This window comes from Micromonospora sp. NPDC047756, from assembly GCF_055587245.1.
Map to the genome: position 1 here is coordinate 149,016 of NZ_JBVJGQ010000007.1, position 18,315 is coordinate 167,330.

An 18,315-nucleotide genomic window follows, 5' to 3' on the forward strand; every position below is an offset into this window, starting at 1 on the left:
ACAGGAAGGCACAGCATGACTGAGGTCCACGCGGTGGTGGGCGGGCCGTTGCCGGCCCAGACCGGTCCGGAGCACGGACGACCGGACGGGCACGACGGCGAGGCCCGCGTACGCGAACTCCTCGGCCGGATGACGATCGAGGAGAAGATCGCCCAGCTCGTCGGCTTCTGGGAGAAGGAGGACGGCGAGGCGGTCGCGCCGTTGCAGGGCGAGTTCGGCGACTCCTCCAAGCTCGAGGACTTTTCCCGGCACGGGCTCGGTCACCTCACCCGCGCCTACGGGACCCGCCCGTTGGACCCGGCGCAACGCGCGTCCTGGTTGTGGAAGTTTCAGCGCGACCTGGTCACCGGCACCCGGCTCGGCATCCCGGCGATCGTGCACGAGGAGTGCCTCACCGGGCTGTCCGCGTGGAAGGCGGCCACGTTCCCGACCCCGCTGGCCTGGGGTGCCGCGTTCAACCCCGAACTGGTCACCGAGATGGCCGCGGCGATCGGCGCGTCGATGCGGGCCCTGGGCGTGCACCAGGGGCTCTCTCCGGTGCTCGACGTGATCCGTGACCCCCGCTGGGGTCGGGTCGACGAGTGCGTCGCCGAAGATCCGTACCTGGTCGGCACCATCGGCACGTCGTACGTGCGCGGCCTGCAGTCGCAGGGGGTGCACGCCACCCTCAAGCACTTCGCCGGGTACTCCGCCTCGCGGGCCGGGCGCAACTTCGCCCCGGTGCACGTCGGCCGCCGGGAACTGGCCGACGTGCTGCTCCTTCCGTTCGAGATGGCGATCCTCGACGGCGACGCGCGCAGCGTCATGCACTCGTACACCGAGATCGACGGGGTGCCGGTCGCCGCCGACCCGACGATGCTGACCGGCATCCTGCGCGATCAGTGGGGCTTCGACGGCACCGTGGTGGCCGACTACTACGGGGTCGCGTTCCTGAACCTGCTGCACCACGTGGCCAGCGATCACGCGGACGCGGCCGGGCAGGCGTTGACCGCCGGTCTCGACGTCGAGCTGCCCACCGGCGACGCCTACCTGACCCTGGGGGAGTCGGTGCGGGCGGGCAAACTCGACGAGGCGCTGATCGACCGCGCGGTGCTTCGGGTGCTGCGCCAGAAGCGGGACCTGGGCCTGCTCGACGCCACCTTCGACGACGAGCCGCCCCAGACGATCGACCTCGACTCGCCCGAGCACCGGTCGATCGCCCGCCGGCTCGCCGAGGAATCGATCGTGCTGGTCGCCAACCGGGACGCGCTGCCGCTGCCCGCGGGGCGCCGGGTGGCCCTCATCGGCCCGAACGCCGACCGGCAGAGCGCGCTCTTCGGGTGCTACTCGTTCCTCAACCACGTCCTCGTCCAGCACCCGGGCGTGGAGACCGGCATCGACGTGCCGACCGTGCTCGACGCCGTGCGGGCCGAGTTCGGCGGCGATCTCGTCACCTGGGCACGCGGCTGCGACGTGGACGACGACGACCGGTCCGGCTTCGACGAGGCCGTCGCCACGGCCTCCGGCGCGGACGTGGCCGTCCTGGTCGTCGGCGACCACGCCGGCCTCTTCGGACGCGGCACGGTCGGCGAGGGCTGCGACCGGGAGGACCTGGAGCTGCCCGGCGTCCAGCGCCAACTGGTCGAGGCGGTGTTGGCGACCGGCACACCGGTCGTCCTCGTGCTGGTCACCGGCCGGCCGTACGCGGTCGGCTGGGCGCTCACGCGCTGCGCGGCGGTGGTGCAGGCGTTCTTCCCCGGCGAGGAGGGCGCCGGGGCGATCGCGGGGGTGCTCTCCGGGCGGGTCAACCCGTCGGGCCGGCTCCCGGTCAGCCTGCCCCGGTCGGCCGGCGCACAGCCGTACTCCTACCTGCACCCCACCCTGGGCACGGGCAACGAGGTGACCAACCTGCCGGCGACACCGGTGGCACCGTTCGGCCACGGCCTGTCCTACACGACCTTCGGGTACGACGAGCTCACCGTGCCCAGCACGGCACCCACCAGCGGGGCGGTAGCGGTGACCGTGCGGGTGACGAACACCGGCGCGGTCGCCGGCGACGACGTGGTCCAGCTCTACGGTCGCGATGTGGTCGCCTCGGTGACCCGGCCGGTGGCGCAGTTGCTCGGCTACCGGCGGGTCCACCTCGAACCGGGACAGTCCGTCACCGTCGAGCTGACGGTCCCCACCACCCGTCTGGCCTTCTCCGACCGCACGTACACCCGGGTGGTGGAGCCTGGCGACGTCGAGCTGTGGGTCGGCACCAGTGAACGGCGGGACGCCGAGGCGCTGACGACGCTGGTCGGCGACACCGTTCCGGTCACCAACGCCTCCCCACGGTGGACCACCACAGAGATCCACTGAGAGTCGGTCCGCCGACTGTCCCCGATGGACAGTCGGCGGACCGACCCCGCTCCCGCGCCGGTCGTCGCGGTGACCCCGCGCCGGTGGCGTCGGGCCCGGCGGCACGTCGACGTGCTACTCGCGTACGCGGTCCTGGTGGGGGCCGAGCCGGCTGATCTCGTACCCGTCGGGGTAGCTCCTGGTCTTGATCCCGTCGGCGAACAACGCGGTCGTCGGTGGCGCCCCGAACCATCGCTGCGACAGCGAGCGCGTCCGCAGGGCCAGGCGCACACCCGCCCGGACCGGCCAGGTCGGGGTGTCGACCCGCGTCGCGCGCCGCAGCGGCGCGTCATACAGGGCGCTGACCAGCGCGTTTCCCAGTGGGGTGAGCATCCGGGGGATCCGGGTGAGCATCAGCATCCGGGTGGCGCGCTCGATGGCCGCCGCGTCGTCGTTGGGTTGCAGGTGAGCCGCGTCGTACGCGTCGAACCAGGTCTCGAACTCGCCGTACGACCCCGGGACGTCGGTGATGCCCATCCGTCGGCCGAGTTCCCGGTAGAACAGGTACGTGGCGTGACGTTCGTGGCAGCAGGGTGGACGCCAGCCGTACTCCTGCAACCAGCGGGTGGGGATCACGACCAGGCAGCCGAGGACGTAGCGGAAGTCGTCGTTGCTGATGTCGTACGGGCGGTGGATCTGGTTGACGCGCCGCAACGCCTCGCGACCCCGGGGCTGGTCGAAGCCGTTGAGCACCATCTCGTACATCAGCAGACCGGTGTCGTCGATCCGCTTCTGGGTGCGTTCGGTCAGCTCTCCGGTGGCGGTGTGCACGGCGGCGATGGCGGGGATGGAGAACGACCGGTTGAAGGCGAGGTTGAGCCCGAGCTTCATGTCCCACGGAAACTCGTAACGCAGCATGGTCTGGTAGATGACCAGGTGGTCGCGCTCCGGATCGAGAGCACGGATGCGGGTCAGGTTGTCGTAGCGGCCTCTCATCGGCGGTCGTCTCCAGCGGTGTGAGGTGGGTGCCCCGGGCCCTGGCCACGCCGCCCACGGACGCAGGGCGGGAACGGGGGCGACGGGCGCGAGGAGAACGAGCGCGGCGACGGCGAGCGGCAGCCGGGCACCCGCGAAGGCAGTGCGTCGCAGGAACAACCCGAATGCGTCCCCGCGCAGCAGCACACCATCGAAATCGAAGATCACGGTGTCCGCGGTCGACGCCCCCATCGGTCTATCGACCTCGCTGCCGCGGGCGGTACGCCATCAGCCGAGTGTACGGGTGCCCGGGTGGGTCAGGTCGGCTCGTCCGCTGTCGGTAGCACCGCGATCAGGTCGAGCACCTCGGCCGCGCCGGCCGCGCCGAAGGCGTCGGTGAGGATGGCCGTGAACACCTCGTCGCCGAGCCTGGCCCGCAGATCGCGCAGCGCGTTGAGGTCGAGCGCCGCGTTCGCCGACCCGATCTGCCGGTCGATGCTCAGCGCCTCGACGATCAGCGGGACACCCTCCGCCGGGTGGCCCTGCTCGACGCGCAGCTGACCGAGCGCCACCTGGTCCAGTGCCACCGCCTCCCACTTGCCCTGCTCGCGGTCGATCCGCAGGCAGGTCCGGTAGCACCGCTCGGCCAGGGCCCGGTCGCCGCGCAGGCCGGCCACCCGGCCGAGGTGAAAGGTGCTGTTGGAGACGCCTGACATGTTTTCGAGCCGTTTCTTGATCGCGATGGAGCGACGGTAGAACCCGTCCGCGCCGGCGAGATCCTCCTGCTCCTCGCAGACCCGGCCGAGCTGGTGCAGGACGATGGCCTGGTTGGGCTCGTGGCGCAGCACGCGGTAGACCTGCGACGCCTGCTCGTAGCGGGACCGCGCCTCGGTCAGCCGGCGGGTCTCCAGGGCTGCCCGGCCGAGGTCCTCGTGGCACTTGGCGACCCCCGCCTGGTAGCCGGCGGCGGCGCAGATCGGCAACGCCCGCAGCAGGCACATCCGGGCGGTACCGAACTCACCGGCCTGGGCGGCGGCAATGGCGCGATGGACGTAGCCACTGCCGAGCGGCGTCGGGTGGGAAGCGTCGAACCGCAACCGCAGGTACGCCTCGACCCATTCGGCCCGCTGCGCTGCCTGCCGCCGGTCGAGGTGCGTGGACAACAGGGCGGTGAAGGCGTGCGCGCCCAGTTCCAGGCGCTGCACGGCCAGCCATTCCAGGGCCGCCTGGAGCGGAGGCTGGTCGTCACCGCCGATCGCGTTCAGGGTGTGGGGTACCGCCTCGGCAGCCCGGCCGAGGACGGTGCGGACGCCGCCGAGCAGCTCGTCGCAGCGGCGCAGCAGCGGGTCCTCGCCGAGGGCCGCGACGATCGTCCGGGCGCGGGCGTAGCAGCTCTCGGCGAACTCGAGGTCGTCGAGGTCGCGGGAGAGGTGACCGAGCAACAGCGCGCACTCCGCGATGTGACCGTTGCTGCCGACCTCCTCGAAGATCTTCAGGGCGGCGCGGACCCGCTCCTCGGCGGTGTCGTACGCGAACTGGGCGAGGGCGATGCGTCCGAGCATCACCAGCCCGCTGCCCTGCTGGACCCGGACGCCCAACCGTCCGTAGGTGGTGATCGCCACCTGCACGCACCGCTCCGCCTTGACGAAGTCCCGGGCCTCGAAGGCGAGCACGCCGATCTGGTGGTGGCTCGCCGCGATCCCCTCCAGGTCGTCGAGGTCCCGGGCGATCGCCAGCTCCTCCCGGTAACGCGACATGGCCAGCTCGGCGTCGCCGTTGCCGCGGGCGATCCCGGCGAGCTGGTGCAGGGTCCGGGAGACCGCCGAGCGGTCGTCGAGCCGATTCAAAATCGTCAACGCCTCCTGGAACAGCCGGTCCGCGCCCGCCCGGTCGCCCCGGTTGTCGGCGACCAGGCCCAACTGGTGCAGGAGCTTGCCGACCCCGCTGTCGTCGCCGAGATCCCGGTAGACGGCGAGCGCCGCCTCGTAACGCCGCGTCGCCTGCGAGTACTCACCCCGGCTGAGGTGCACGTCGCCGAGTCCCTTGAGGAAGCTCGCCGAACGCGCCGAACCGCGGGGGGCCAGCGGCAGTAGTTCCCGCCAGATCTTCTCCTCCCAGGCCCAGTGCCCGGCCGCGTGCAACTCCTGGCAGGCCAGCTCCGAGTAAGTGACGACCTCGTCGGTGTCACCCGCCGCCAGGTGGTGGTACCGCGCCTCGACGGCCCGGCGGATGAAGTCGTGCTGGTCGCTGCTGGACCGGGCCCGCCAGCCCCAGTACCGGCCCGCCCGGCGGTGCGCGTCGACCACCGCGTCGCGGCCGGCGATCCGTTGTAGGCTCGCCGCCGTCCACCGGTGCACCAGGTGGCCCCCGGTGACCGGGGCGAGCAGCCCCAGCTGCGACAGCGTCTCGATCGCCTCGTCCAACCCCGCCGGTTCCGGTGGTGGGTCGTCGCCGTCGGCCGGGTCGGCGAGCTGCCAGGCGAGCCCGGTCCGGTCGGCCGGAGTGCGGTACACCGCCGCGCCGAGCAGCAACCGACGGGCCACCGGAACGGCTTCCAGGCGGGCCAGCAGCCGGGGCAGCAGCACGTCCTCGGCGGCCAGCGCGCCGGCCTCGGCCAGCGGCGTGCCGACCTCGGCCGGCACGGCGTCCCGGCCACCGCCGGCCGCGGCCAGTCGGCCGGCGACCTCGTCGGATCGGGCGTTGCCGCCGCGCAGCAGGCCGTCGAGGTATTCCAGCGCGCGCGGGTGGCCACCCAGCCGGTGCCACATCCGTTGCTGCTCCGCCGACGCCAGTTGGCCCACGCCCGGCAGTCGCCAGAGCAGTTTGCGGGTTTCCTGCCAGGAGAGCGGACCGAGGTGACAGGCGTCCAGACCGGCGACCGGGAACGGGTGCCGGCTGGTCACGACCAGCTCGTGGTGGGCCGCCCAGGCGGCGAGGAACGCGGCCAGGTCCGCGTCGGCCAACCGGTGCTCGGCGTCCAGGGCGTCCTCGGCGTTGTCGAGGACGAGCAGCAGCGGCGGACCGCCGGTGCCGATCGCGTCCAACCGTCGCCGCCAGTCCTGGCCCGGCTGGGCGAGGGCGACGAGCCATCGCCGCAGCGGGTCGTCCGGGGCCGCCCCAGCGCAGCGGCTCTCCACCTGGCGGCGCAGCTCGTCGAGGATCGCGTCGACGGTGGCGTCGCCGTGGGTCGCCACGACGACGCCACCCGCGTCGCGGAACCGCCGCGCGAGTTCCGCGGCGAGACTCGTCTTGCCGATCCCACCGATGCCGTGGACGAGCACCCGAAGCTTTCCCCGGGACAGCCGACGCAGGATCTCCCGGCGACCCACGAAGTCCGCGGGCGCCCGCACCACGCCGTCCCCCACGATCGACGGGGCGGGCGGCGCGGCAACGGCGGGACCGTCCCGCCCGCCGGCCAGCCGCAACCCGGCGTCGGCCAGGAACAGCGTCGGCATCCACCACTCGGCGGCGGTCGGGGCCAGCTCGCGGCGTACGGCGGAGACCTCCGCCAGCAGCTCCGGCTCGCTGCCGGCGGCCAACCGCTCGTAGAGCCGAGCGCAGAAGTCGATGGTGTACCCGTCGCTGACCGTCCCGTTCATCGCCAACACCGCCGGTGCGCCGTGGGTCAGCAGCGCGCCGGCCAGCCCGGGCAGTTCCCGTTGATCCTGGCGGGCGGTCGAGCAACCGGCCAGCACGATCAGCGGCACGGTCCGGCCGGGCGGCAGCACCTCGGCCAGGAACCGCGCGGCGTCGACGCGGTCCTCCGTGCCGGTGGGGGTTTCCAGCAGCAGCGCTCCGGGGCGTGCGTGACTGGAGACGTGCAGGACGTGGAACGGCTCCTCGGCGAGGGCGGCCCGGATCGCGGCGGCGCTGCCCCACTCCAGCACGCGGACCCGCGCCCCGTGGCGATGCCCGGGTTCCACAGCGCCGAGGATCCGCCCGAGTTCCCGCTCGTGGTCCAGCAGCGGCTGGGTCGAGTCGTCCGGGCTCGCGATCGCCGCGAGCATCCGTAGGGGGCCGTCCACCCGGAGGTTGGGTGCCGGTGTGTCAGCGCCGGCCCGGCAGACGTCGACGTCGGGTCGCAGCGCCAACGGCAGTTCCTCCCCGGGCAGCACCAGGGTCTCCCAGGGCAGGTCGGCCAGGGCCGGGTCGACGACCTCGATGCCGAGCCGGTGCCGGCCGGGGCGGGCCAGTTCGGCGCGCAGGGCCGGGCCGGCGGCGTCCAGGAAGCGGCGGCCGAGCGCGACGCCGACCTCGTACGACAGCTCCACCGAGGGGCCGCCGCGCAGCCGCCAGAGCAGGTCGGCCGTGCGTTGGTCGCCGGGGCCCACCGGGTGCCGACTTCGGTCGCCCTGAACGCCCAGGACCACGTCGGTCGCGCTGACTGTCAACCGGATCACGAAGGCCCCCCCTGCGCTCGCCCGGCGGACGACCCGATGCCGGGATGGATTGCCGGGCTGACCGATACTGTATCCATGGCTGACGATCCTGAGGAGCTTGCCCACGTCAACGCGGTGCGGATCAACGACAGCGGCGAGTTGGAGTTCTTCGACGGGCAGCGCTGGGTGCCGTACACCGATCTGCCCGACGACGAGAACGGCCCGTTGGGTGTCGTCTTCCGCGACGACAGTCGATGACCGGGGAGTCGCCGACCAGCGGCGCGGGGTTGGACGTGCTGCCGTCGCCGTTGGACTCGGTCGCGGACAGTCGGGCGGCGGCGCGGTGGATCATCTCCTCGGCCGGCGCGGTGGGTGCGCTGCTGCTCGGCGGCGGCCCGCTGATCGCCGCCGGCAGGGTCACCGACTGGGCTCACGCGGCGTGGGCGGGCGGCGGCCTGCTGGTGACGCTGCTCGGCGTGGCCTGGGCGATCTGGCGGACCAGCGAGGTGCTCGTCCCGCCGATGACCACGCCGGCCACGCTCACCGGCCCGGAGCTGCGCGGCCTGCGCGAGCGGTTGGAGGCCGAGCCCTGGTACCACTTCGGCGGGTACGCGGACGACGTCGACGCTCTGCTGCGTCATCGCCGGATCGCCGCGGAGATCACCCGCCGCCTGTCGACGGCTGCGCCGCAGGAGCGGGCCGCCCTCCGGGCCGGGCTCGCCACCGCCCGCCGTAACATCGCCCGGACCGACCCGTACCTGCGCTGGCTGCTCGCCACGGCGCACGCCTGGCAGGTCAGGGAGGCGTTGCGCCGGGCCCGCCGGCAGACCTTCCTGGCCGCCGCGCTGGTGGTGGCCGGGGCGGTGGTGTTCATCGCCGCGACCGCCGGCTAGCGCGCCGCTCTCGTCGGCTCCGACGAGAGCGGCGCGCTCTTCGACCGTTGGTCAGTACGGATATCCGGGGACGTTGAGCCGCACGCTGTAGAGCCCGGAGTCACCCCAGCGGCCCGACGTGACGAAGAGGGTCTGCCGGTCGGGGCCACCGAACGCCACATTGGTCGTGCCGGAATTGCCGGACCGGATCGTGCCGAGCTCGGTGCCGGCGGGGGAGTAGACGTGGACCAGGGAGTCCCCACCCGAGGTCCAGTACACGTTGCCGGCACAGTCGATCGTGCCGCCGTCCGGGCCGCCGATGTAGTTCACGAAGACGCTGCGGGCCCCGATGCTGCCGTCGGGCTGGACCGCGTACTTGTAGATCTTGTTCTCCGAGTAGGCGCCCACGTACAACGTCGTCCCGTCCGGTGAGAGCGAGATGCCGTTGGGTTGGCGCAACCGGTCGTCGACCAGCGACACCTGACCGTTGGAGACGCGGAAGACACCGGTGCGCCCGCTCATCTGGTCGGGGCGGTTGCCGCGCTGGAAGTTGGGGTCGGTGAAGTAGACGACGCCGTCGGAACGGACCGCGACGTCGTTCGGCGAGTTGAACGCCCGGCCCTGGTAGTTGGGCGCGACGGTGCTGCGGGCCCGGTCGCTCAGCCGGTACGCCGACACGCTCCGCTGGTCGTGGGTGGCCGCGACGAGCTGCTGGGCGTCGGCGCTGAGCGCCAGGCCGTTGCTGCCGGCGTTGGTGATGAACGTGTCGAAGGTGGCGGGCGCGGTGAACCGGCGGATCGTCGACGGCTGGACGTTGTACGGGCCGGTGCCGGCGGTCATGTCGGAGAACAGCAGGTAGCCGCCGTCGGCGACCCAGACCGGCCCTTCGAGGAAGGTGAACCCGCCCTGGATTCGCGGGGCCGTCACGGTGCTGGCCGGCAGCGGTGGCCCGTAGGTGGCCCCCGTCGGGCAGGCCCCGGGCGGTGCGCCGGGCGGACCGGCGAGCGCGGCGTGAGCGCTGACGTGGGCGGCGGCGACGGCCGCACCGGCGGGCAGGGGGGTGGCGCTGACCGCCAGGCACAGGCCGGCCAGTGCGGCAATGGTGGGACGCCAGGTCATCGGACACTCCAATCGGCGTCGAGGGTTGCGATGGCCGGCGTGCGAGGTCGGTGGCTGGCACGGCGTGAGGGCGGGCCGTCGATGTGGGCATTCGGGAGCCTAGGTGATGAACTGACGACCCGCAGCAATCTTTCGGCGTTGATTCCGAGCGGCACGCGGATTGCAAACACAAAGACACTGGTCAATGCAAAAACGGCCCCCGGAAATCCTTCCGAAACAACCACAGTGGACGCGTCAACGGCGACCCCGGGCGTCGGTCGGAGGCAAGGAATAGAGTGGGGACATGAGTGGCCTGCTCAGTGGTGCCCGAACCGCGGTCAATCCCCTCCGCCAGCTCACGATCGAGCAGCTTCGGCAGCGGACGAGCCTCAAGTGGCGGGAGCACCCCGACGACGTGCTGCCGCTCTGGGTGGCCGAGATGGACGTGCCCCTGGCCGAGCCGGTCGCACGGGCGATCACCGACGCCGTCGCCCGCGGCGACACCGGCTACCCCGCCGGAACGGCGTACCCGCAGGCAGTGGCCGAGTTCGCCGCGCGACGGTGGGGTTGGGACGGGCTGGCCGTGGAGCGCACCGCGCTGGTGCCCGACGTCATGCACGGCGTCGTCGAGGCGCTGCGACTGGTCACCGAGCCCGGGGACGCGGTGATCGTCAACTGCCCGGTCTACCCGCCGTTCTACGAGTCCGTGGCGCACGCCGGCCGCCGGATCGTGGAGGCACCGCTCGGCGAGGACCTGCGGATCGACCTCGGAGCCCTGGAGGACGCGTTCCAGCGGGCTCGCGCCGGCGGACGGCCGGCCGCGTACCTGCTCTGCAGCCCGCACAACCCGACCGGAGTCGTGCACAGCGCGGCCGAGTTGACCGCCGTCGCCGGACTGGCCCAAAGCCACGGGGTGCGGGTCGTCGCCGACGAGATCCACGCTCCGGTGGTGGCCGGGGGAGCGCGGTTCGTGCCGTACCTTTCGGTGCGGGGCGCGGAGAACGGCCTGTCGCTGGTGTCCGCCTCCAAGGGTTGGAACCTCTCCGGCCTGCGCGGCGGGCTCCTGGTCGCCGGCCCGGCCGCAGCCGCCGACCTCGCTCGCGTCCCGTTCGGGGTCAGCGTCAGCACCAGCCACCTCGGCGTGATCGCCCACACCGCTGCCTTCCGCGACGGTGGCGAGTGGCTCGACGCCCTGTTGACCGGCCTGGACGACAATCGCCGGCTCCTGGCCGCGCAGCTCGCGGAGCATCTGCCCGCCGTCCGCTACCAGCCCGGTCAGGCCACCTATCTGGCCTGGCTGGACTGCCGCGCCCTGGGCCTCGGCGACGACCCGGCCGCCGTGTTCCTCGACCGTGGCCGGGTGGCGCTGAATTCCGGACTGGCGTTCGGCACCGGCGGTGTGGGGCATGTCCGACTGAACCTGGCCACCGCACCGGAACTCATCATCGAGGCGGTACGCCGGATGACCAGCGCCGTCGGCTGAGACCGGCACCGATGTCGGTCGGTGGTTCTACGGTGTGCCCGTGAACGCCGTCCAGACGTACCGCTATCTTCAGCCGTCCTCGCTGCGCGCCGCCGGTCTCGACCTCCAGACCAGCGGCGGCCCGGCGGCCAACCCGCGCTTCTTCTCCGGGTTTCTCACCACCCCGGCGGCCGCGGCGGCCGGGCTGCTGGCCGTGGCCGAGGTGGCCCGCACCCGGTACCACCAGCCGGTCAGCCCGGCGAGCCTCGATCCGGTGGTGACCGGCAGCCGGGAACGGCTGCGTTTCGAGTCCTTCTCCGGCTGTTGCGGGGTGTACGCCCGGATGGACGTGGTCCCGGCCGGCTTCGACGGGGAGATCGCCGGGCACGGCACCACGAACGTCGACGTCAACCCGCCGCTGCGCGAAGCCCTGGCCCGGGTGGGTGGGATCGAGCCGCTGCACCTGGCCGTCGGCCCGGACGACCTCACCGTCTCCACCATGGACGGTGCGGTGGTGGAACGGAAGGTGCCGCTGCCGGGGCGCTGGATGCGCGGCTTCGCCGAGGTGCACGTGCTCACCGCCGGGTTCGAGCCGCGCGCCGAGATCCCCGCCGCGGAGGCCACGGCGTTCCTGCGCCGGCTGCCCGGGGCCAGCGACCGCTCGGTGCTCTGGGCGGTGCCGGCCGGGCGTACCCTCCGGCTGACCTCCCGCCCGACGCCGGGGGCGGTCTGTCTGGCCGGCGCGGGGCGGCTCGCGGCGCTGCGCGGGCTGCTCCGGCACGCCCGCACCCTGCGGGTGTACGGGCCAGCGGTGCGCGCCGGCTCACCGCCCGTGCCGAGCACGTGGGAGCTGGACACCGGCTCGCTGCGGCTGTCGCTGACCCTCTCACCCGAGCCGTACCGGGGCTTCTCCGGCGAAGGGGCGGCGTTGCTGGCGCTCGCCGGTGACGAGGTGATCGACGACGCCGAGCTGGTCGGTGCCCTGCTCTCCTGGGATCCGACCATCGACGTCGCCGCACTCGCCGACGCCGCCGGCCTGTCCGACGACCGGGTCCGCGCAGCCCTGGCCCAGCTCGGCACCGCCGGGCGGGTCGGCTACGACGTCGCCGACGCCGGCTACTTCCACCGGGTGATGCCGCACGACGCCGGCCGGGCCGAGCGGGACAACCCCCGGTTGGTCGGCGCGCGCACGCTTGTCGAGCAGGGCGCGGTCCGCCGCGACGGCGACCATGCCACGGTACGCAGCGGCGACGACGAGTACCGCGTCCGCCGGCTCCCGGACGGCAACCTCACCTGCACCTGCCGATGGTGGGGGAAATACCGGGGCCAGCGCGGCCCGTGCCGGCATGCCCTCGCGGTGTCCATCGTCACCCAGGCGACGGCGTGATGGATCTCTTCGAGGCACTCGAACGCGGTGAGGTGACGACCGTCGGGTCGGCACTGCACGCCCTCGACGAGCCGGCACGACGAGCGCTCGCGGACGACCTGGTCGTCCACGTCCGGCAGCAGGACGACATCTGCTACGGCCACAGAGCGACCGCGCTTGCGGTGGCCGCCGTGGGCACACTGAGCACCGCGACGAAGGTCGCCGCCCTGCTCGGCCGGAGGTCGATCCTGTTGACCGACACCGATCCCGAGCCGGTGGTTGCCGCGGCGCGGCAGCGGGGCGTGCCCTGGCTCGCCGATGTGGCGTACCGGCTGGCCGAGCGGTTGTCCCGCCGCCGCCCCTGGGATGGTTGGCACTTCATCGCCGCGCTCCTGCTCGCGGAGAAGGTGCCGCCGCCGACCGGGGACGCGTTCGTCGCCGGCTGGGCGCAGTCACTGTGGTGGCAGCGGTCGTCCGACGGGCCCCGCCGCGCGCCGCTGCTCGACGAGTTACGCGCCGACCCGTTCCTGGACGTGCTGTTGCCGCGCCTGTTCGAGGTCGACGGGATCGGCATCGACCTGGGGTTCAGCGGCGCCGGGCAGCCGGTGCCCACGGCGTTGGCCGCACTGGCGACGGAGGGACGGCTCGACCGGGCCGCACTCGTGGACGGGGTGCTGGGCCGGCTGCTGCGCGGCGACCGGCCGGGCGCGCTGCGTCCGTTCCTGGCCCTGCACGAAGAGCTACGTCCCGGCCCGGACGAGGTGGCCGCGCGGGCCAGCGGGTACCTACGGCTGCTCGCCGACGCGCCCGGGCCGGTGGCCGGCGTCGCGCAGCGGGCGCTGCGCGACGCGGGCGGACAGGTGGGCTTCGACGCGTTGCTGGACACCTCCCGGGTCGTGCTGAGTCGGCCGGAGAAGGCGCTGGTGCGGGCACAGCTGTCCTGGTTGGACCGACTGGCCCGGGACCGCCCCGAGCACCGGGTCGGCATCGCCGAGGTCCTCGCGTCGGGCACCGCACACCCGGCCGCCGACCTGCGGGACCGCGCGGCGGCGTTGGCGCAGCGCCACGGTCACCGGCCGGTGGCCACGGTCACCGTGGCGGTGGCGGGCGACGAGCTGCCCCCGCCGGTGTCGCCCGCGCCCGCGGCGCCGCCGATCACCGAGATGGACGAGCTGGTCGAGGAGATCTTCGGGCTCCTCACTCCGCGCCCGCCCGCGGCAACCCTGGAGCGGGTCCTCGACGGGCTGGTCCGGCTGGCCACCACCGACCGGGCCCGGCTGGCCACCGCCCTGCTGCCGGTGCTGCGCCGGGGCGAGGTCGGCGCCTGGGACCACATGTGGTCGCAGTTCAACGTGCCGGTCCAACTGAACGGCGTCCTGCTGGCCGCCGCCGCGCAGCCCGAGGCGGCCAGCCGCCGCGACCAGTGGTCGAGCATCCTCAGCCAGCTACTGACCCGGACGTTGCGGCCGTTCCGGGGTCGGTCGGCCCTCAAGCCGCCGCATCAGTCCGCGCTCACACTTGTGTACTGCGGCCGGCTCGCGGAGATCGGTCAGCGCCTCGACGGCCGGGACGACCCCGGGCTGCTGGCCGCACCGACCTGCGCCACCGGAGCCCTCGACCCGACCGCCCTCTACGAGAGGCTGGCTGCGCTCGGCGACCGTCCGGTGTGGCGCTGGGACCTGACCCAGGCCCTGCTGCGCCTGCCCGTCGTCGTGGACGAGGCGCTTGCCGATCGCGCCGCCGCGCTGGGCAGCATGGCCGGTGACGAACTGGCTCAATGGCTGCGCGGCGACGCCCTACCGGCAACGGTCCAGCAGGTGGTCACCGTCGGCCGGCGCGAGCGCAAGCACACGTACGACTTCGCCTACGAGGAGCTACCTGCTCGGCGCACCCTCGTCACCGGTACCCCTCCCGACGGTGTGGCGGACCCGCTCGGGTTGCTCACCGTGCCGGCGCACCCGATCGGGCGAGTGCTGGGTGACTCGAGCAACCTGTGGCCCGCGCTGCTGCCGGGGCACCGAGGCCTGGTCGCCGCCCACCTGTTGTCCGAGTTCGCAAGCGCGGCGCAGGAGAACGCCCAGGACGCCGCCACGATTCTGCCGGTGCTCGCCGAGTGTGCCGGCCCCGGCGGCCCGGCGCTCGACCTCGCGCTGGCGTACGGGCTGTGCGCCCGGCACGAGGTGGACCGGGTGGCCGCCCTCGACGCCCTGTTGATGCTGGCGGCCGCGGGGGACCTCGATCCGCCGGGCGTCGGTGGCCAGCTGGGCGCGCTGGCGGCCGACGGGCAGGTGACGCCGACCCGGGTGGTCACCCCACTGCGCGACGCGATCGCCGCCGGTGCCCGGCTGACCGTCTGGCGGTTGCTCGCCGCCGCGCTGCCACCGATGTTGGCCGCGTCGAACCCGCCTCGCGGCACGCCTGACCTGCTGGCTCTGGGCGCCGAGACGGCCCGGGCCACCGGGGTGCGCATCGAGGTGCCGGGGTTGGCCGACGTGGTGGCCCGCGGCGGCACGAGCCGGTTGGTGACCGAAGCGCGTCGACTCGCCACCGCACTGACCACCTGACCCGCCGGGAGTGTGCCGTCCGGACCGTTTCAACCGACCGGGTCCGTGGGTACGCTCCCACCGGCTGATCACTCGATCGACGGAGATGTCCCGTGCTCATGGCTCTGCTGCTCGACCTCGCCAATATCGTCGGTGGCTTCCTGCTCGCCGTGGCGGTGCTGCGGCTGCTGCCGCGGGTCGGCGACGACCTGGGCCGCCTCGCCGGTCGGGCCGCCCCGATCGCGTGGGTGGTCGGCCTCGTGGCGTTGGTGACCGGCGGCTACTACCTCATCGTCCACCTGACCTCCGGTCCTCGGGTGTTCCACTTCGAGGTGGTGGGGATCGGTGTGGGGCTCGCCCTGCTGTGGGGCCGGTTGACCGGGCGGTCGACGCCCCGCGACGAGCGGTCGGACGGTGCCACCGGCGTCCGGCTGTTGCTCGCGATCTTCGGCCTCATCGCGATCGTCGTCGGCGTTCAGGGGCTGTTCACCTCGGACGGCTGACAGCGGGTCACCGGGTCACGTGGTGGACGGGCGTGGCGTCCAGGTGCCCGCGGCGCTGGCGATCAGGAGTATCACCGCAGGTAGGAACGCCACACCGATGCCGAGCCCGAGGAGAAGGCCCCATCCGGTGAGCACGAGCGCGGCCACCAGGTCGGCGATGATGGCCAGCCGACCGGCCTGCTGCGTGAGGACGGGCAGCAACGCCGCGACAACGGGAACGCCGAGCAGGTAGCCGGCCGCCGCGCCCGAGTCGTCCACGGTGTAGGGAATCAGCACGGCGGCCACCAACACCGTGATCGCCAGGGCCGACCATCTGAGCACCGACCGGGTGTTGGCCGGCTTACGGACCAGGACCACGAGACCGACGAGCAGGACACCCACGAGCGCGCCGACGGCCGCCAGACCAGTCATAAATGCCCTCCTCGATCGCAGCGGGTGGCGTTTAATCGAAGACGGCGGATCGTCACCGCCCGCGTCCCACGATACGGCTGCTCGGCCAGCCGCACGAGATCCCGCGTCGAGCAAGGAGGTGCTGACATGCCACTCCTGCGAATCCACCTCGGCACCGACCGGGGCACCGCACGCCGGGTGCTGCACCTGCATCAGCAGGGCAGGGCCCATCACGAGTCGCGGGAGGCGGCCCGGGAGCAGGTCTGGCGTCAGGGCCGCACCCCGTGCGGCGATCCGGTCTTCGTCGGCGTCACCAACGGCCGCCGCGATGTGCAACTTCTCTACGACGTCGAGGTCTACGCCGAGGTGACTGGCTGAGCGGAGGTCACCCGGCGTCCAGCACCTCCCGCAGACGCTCGGCGAACTCCTCCGGCTTGCCCGCGTAGCCGAACTCGCCGCCGAGGAACCCGCCGTGGTGGCTCGGGAACACCACGGCCTCCTGGCCGAGCAGCGCCGCGAGGCCGAGAGCGGTGCGAGCGGTGTACGTTCCGGCCGACTCCTCGCCGACCGCGACCACGATCCGGGTGGGCGCGGAGGTGAGCACAGTCGCGTCGGGACGGTAGTCGGTGACCGCCCACGAGTTCTGCGACAGCAGCGGATCGTCGCGGCTGCCGTCGTCGTCGGCGGGAATGCCGAACATCGCCGGGTCGGGAGCGGGCTGGGCGAAGTAGGCATCGGTGAACTCGCCCTGCCAGGACGTCATGGCGATGAACGCGGCCATCCCCGCACCCGAGCCCTTCGCCTGGTACGCCTCGTAGAAGTCGGCTCGGGCGCGCTCGGCGGCCGTGACGTCGGGGAGCACGGCGTTGATCGGCGGTTCGTGCGCGACCAGGGTGGCGACGTCCTCGGGGTGGGTGGCGACCAGTTCGAGTGCGCTCACCGCGCCGCCGCTGCTGGCGAACACGTCGACCGGACCGACACCGAGCGCCTCAACGAGCGCGTGCAGGTCGGCGGCCTGCTGCTGCGGCGTGTGCTCGGAGCGACCGTCCGTGCGGACGCTGCGGCCCAGACCACGGGGGTCGTAGGTGAGGACCGTTCGGTCCGTGAAGTGCGGAGCGAGCTGTACGAAGCCCTCCGCCGCCATCGGCTGGCCGATCATGAGCAGCGCACGATGGGCGCCGGTGGGAGGTAGCGGGCCGCGGACGTCGTAGACCAGGTCGACGCCGGGAATGGCCAGGGTGTGCGTCTGGATGTCCTGCATCCGATGAGACTACGGACGGCTGACCCGTGTCGGAGTGCCTTGCGGGCGGCGAGCCGCCGGGTTTGTCAGGGACGGCGGCGGCTGACGGAGCGCGTCATCGATGATGCCGGGCATCCGTCGGGCCACTCCAGCGAGGAGATCGGCTACCTGCACGCGCGGATCGTCGCGGGAGTCGACCATCACCAGCCCTGCCAGGGGTGACACCCCGTTGGGCAGCGCCCCGGCCCGATCAGCGCCGCCCGCCGGGGCGTCGCCGTCGGCCAACACCCGCTGGAGGCGGGTCAGCCGGTCGGCGGTCAGGGCGCTCTGCTCGTCGTGGGTCACCAGCACCTGCCGCCGGCCTCCGCTCCAGGACAGGACGGTCTCGGCAAGCGCCGGAAGCAGCGGTTCCAGCGGGGGAGGGACCGTGCGGTCGTCGGCGTCGAGCCTGGCCACCACGGCCCGCACGTGGTTCGGGCCGAGCCCGTCGAGGACGGCGTCGGCCACCGTGCCGAGGCCGTGCCGCCGCAGCGCGTCCCGGGCCTGGAAGAACCTCCGCAGGGTCTGGTCGACCGGAAGTCGCCGCTTCATCCGGACCAGATCGACGAACGCCGACAGGAAGGCGGCCCACTCGGCTGCGGCCCGGCGTCCGGCCTCGTGCAGGGCGAGAGCCGCCGGATGGTGCTCGCGGGCGAGGCGGGTGCCCGCCGCGTACGACGGCTCGGTCAGCAGGAAGTCCACGATCCGGGTGACGAGGAAGAACTCCTTGTCGATGAGGTGGACGTGCGCGCGGCCGGCCAGCGCCGCCAGAAACCACTCCAGTGCCTCCTGCGCACCCGAGCCGCGCAGGAACCGGCCGGACTTGAGTTCGTGCGGCGAGAACCGGAACCCGGACCGCAGGGCGGTGATGAGCGCGACCGCCTCGTCGACGGCCAGGTCGACGCTCGCGTGCGTGATCACCGGGGCGGTCGAGTGCAGCAGGTTCGTGCCCGAGAACCCCGACTCGTCGCAGGCGATCTCCACGACGGCCCCGAGCACCACCGTGCCACTCGGCGGCAGCCCACCCTGAAGAGGTGACCTCACCGCCGGGTTCCCGCCATGCCGCCCATGGTCACCCGTGTGCCGGCAGAGGACAACCCGATTGCGTACGGGAGCGGTGCACGGTCTG

14 protein-coding genes are annotated in these 18,315 nt (G+C 73.0%); 8 read left to right on the forward strand and 6 right to left on the reverse strand.

All coding sequences use genetic code 11. From position 1 onward, the window contains the following. The first annotated feature begins 15 nt into the window (after window positions 1–15). The gene (locus ACZ6NZ_RS23900) at window positions 16–2,340 is read left to right on the forward strand and encodes a beta-xylosidase/alpha-l-arabinosidase (RefSeq protein WP_465860243.1); all 2,325 of its coding nucleotides are present in this window, start codon (window positions 16–18) and stop codon (window positions 2,338–2,340) included. 114 nt (window positions 2,341–2,454) lie between these two features. Here the strand turns inward: ACZ6NZ_RS23900 and ACZ6NZ_RS23905 are convergent, their stop codons facing one another. Together ACZ6NZ_RS23905 and ACZ6NZ_RS23910 are read right to left on the reverse strand one after the other, a co-directional pair. Continuing rightward, a complete protein-coding gene (locus ACZ6NZ_RS23905; RefSeq protein WP_465860489.1) occupies window positions 2,455–3,315 on the reverse strand; it encodes an oxygenase MpaB family protein in 861 nt (286 codons plus the stop codon). A gap of 296 nt (window positions 3,316–3,611) precedes the next feature. Next, on the reverse strand, window positions 3,612–7,694 hold the full coding sequence (locus ACZ6NZ_RS23910; protein ID WP_465860245.1) for a tetratricopeptide repeat protein: 4,083 nt from the start codon (window positions 7,692–7,694) through the stop codon (window positions 3,612–3,614). Window positions 7,695–7,769: 75 nt separating this feature from the next. On the opposite strand from ACZ6NZ_RS23910, the gene ACZ6NZ_RS23915 reads away from it, so the two are divergent. Together ACZ6NZ_RS23915 and ACZ6NZ_RS23920 are read left to right on the forward strand one after the other, a co-directional pair. Beyond that, window positions 7,770–7,931, forward strand: a complete 162-nt coding sequence (locus tag ACZ6NZ_RS23915; RefSeq protein ID WP_465860247.1) for a hypothetical protein — start codon at window positions 7,770–7,772, stop codon at window positions 7,929–7,931. Next, window positions 7,928–8,566: a hypothetical protein gene (locus ACZ6NZ_RS23920; RefSeq protein WP_465860248.1), complete on the forward strand. Its 639-nt coding sequence runs from the start codon at window positions 7,928–7,930 to the stop codon at window positions 8,564–8,566. The genes ACZ6NZ_RS23915 and ACZ6NZ_RS23920 overlap by 4 nt, the downstream gene beginning before the upstream one ends. 51 nt (window positions 8,567–8,617) lie before the next feature. Here the strand turns inward: ACZ6NZ_RS23920 and ACZ6NZ_RS23925 are convergent, their stop codons facing one another. Then, a complete protein-coding gene (locus tag ACZ6NZ_RS23925; protein ID WP_366609676.1) occupies window positions 8,618–9,664 on the reverse strand; it encodes an SMP-30/gluconolactonase/LRE family protein in 1,047 nt (348 codons plus the stop codon). A gap of 283 nt (window positions 9,665–9,947) precedes the next feature. On the opposite strand from ACZ6NZ_RS23925, the gene ACZ6NZ_RS23930 reads away from it, so the two are divergent. The 4 genes from ACZ6NZ_RS23930 to ACZ6NZ_RS23945 all read left to right on the forward strand — a co-directional run bounded on the left by ACZ6NZ_RS23930 (window position 9,948) and on the right by ACZ6NZ_RS23945 (window position 15,517). Further along, entirely contained in the window at window positions 9,948–11,126 is a 1,179-nt protein-coding gene (locus ACZ6NZ_RS23930; protein ID WP_465860249.1) for a MalY/PatB family protein, read from the forward strand. A gap of 40 nt (window positions 11,127–11,166) precedes the next feature. After that, window positions 11,167–12,492, forward strand: a complete 1,326-nt coding sequence (locus tag ACZ6NZ_RS23935) for an SWIM zinc finger family protein (RefSeq protein ID WP_366609673.1) — start codon at window positions 11,167–11,169, stop codon at window positions 12,490–12,492. Continuing rightward, entirely contained in the window at window positions 12,492–15,035 is a 2,544-nt protein-coding gene (locus tag ACZ6NZ_RS23940; RefSeq protein WP_465860250.1) for a hypothetical protein, read from the forward strand. Before ACZ6NZ_RS23935 ends, ACZ6NZ_RS23940 begins: the two co-directional genes overlap by 1 nt. A gap of 98 nt (window positions 15,036–15,133) precedes the next feature. Continuing rightward, complete coding sequence (locus ACZ6NZ_RS23945) at window positions 15,134–15,517, forward strand: hypothetical protein (protein ID WP_465860490.1); 384 nt, start codon at window positions 15,134–15,136, stop codon at window positions 15,515–15,517. Window positions 15,518–15,532: 15 nt separating this feature from the next. Here ACZ6NZ_RS23945 and ACZ6NZ_RS23950 read toward each other — a convergent pair whose 3' ends face one another. Further along, entirely contained in the window at window positions 15,533–15,928 is a 396-nt protein-coding gene (locus ACZ6NZ_RS23950) for a hypothetical protein (RefSeq protein WP_465860251.1), read from the reverse strand. 126 nt (window positions 15,929–16,054) lie between these two features. On the opposite strand from ACZ6NZ_RS23950, the gene ACZ6NZ_RS23955 reads away from it, so the two are divergent. After that, entirely contained in the window at window positions 16,055–16,285 is a 231-nt protein-coding gene (locus ACZ6NZ_RS23955; protein ID WP_465860252.1) for a hypothetical protein, read from the forward strand. 7 nt (window positions 16,286–16,292) lie between these two features. Here ACZ6NZ_RS23955 and ACZ6NZ_RS23960 read toward each other — a convergent pair whose 3' ends face one another. Then, window positions 16,293–17,168 carry an alpha/beta fold hydrolase gene (locus ACZ6NZ_RS23960; protein ID WP_366609665.1) on the reverse strand — a complete coding sequence of 292 codons (876 nt, stop codon included), beginning with the start codon at window positions 17,166–17,168 and terminating at the stop codon, window positions 16,293–16,295. A 9-nt stretch (window positions 17,169–17,177) separates the two neighbouring features. After that, window positions 17,178–18,230, reverse strand: coding sequence for a DUF3800 domain-containing protein (locus ACZ6NZ_RS23965; protein WP_465860253.1), 1,053 nt, complete (start codon window positions 18,228–18,230; stop codon window positions 17,178–17,180). Window positions 18,231–18,315: the final 85 nt, after the last annotated feature.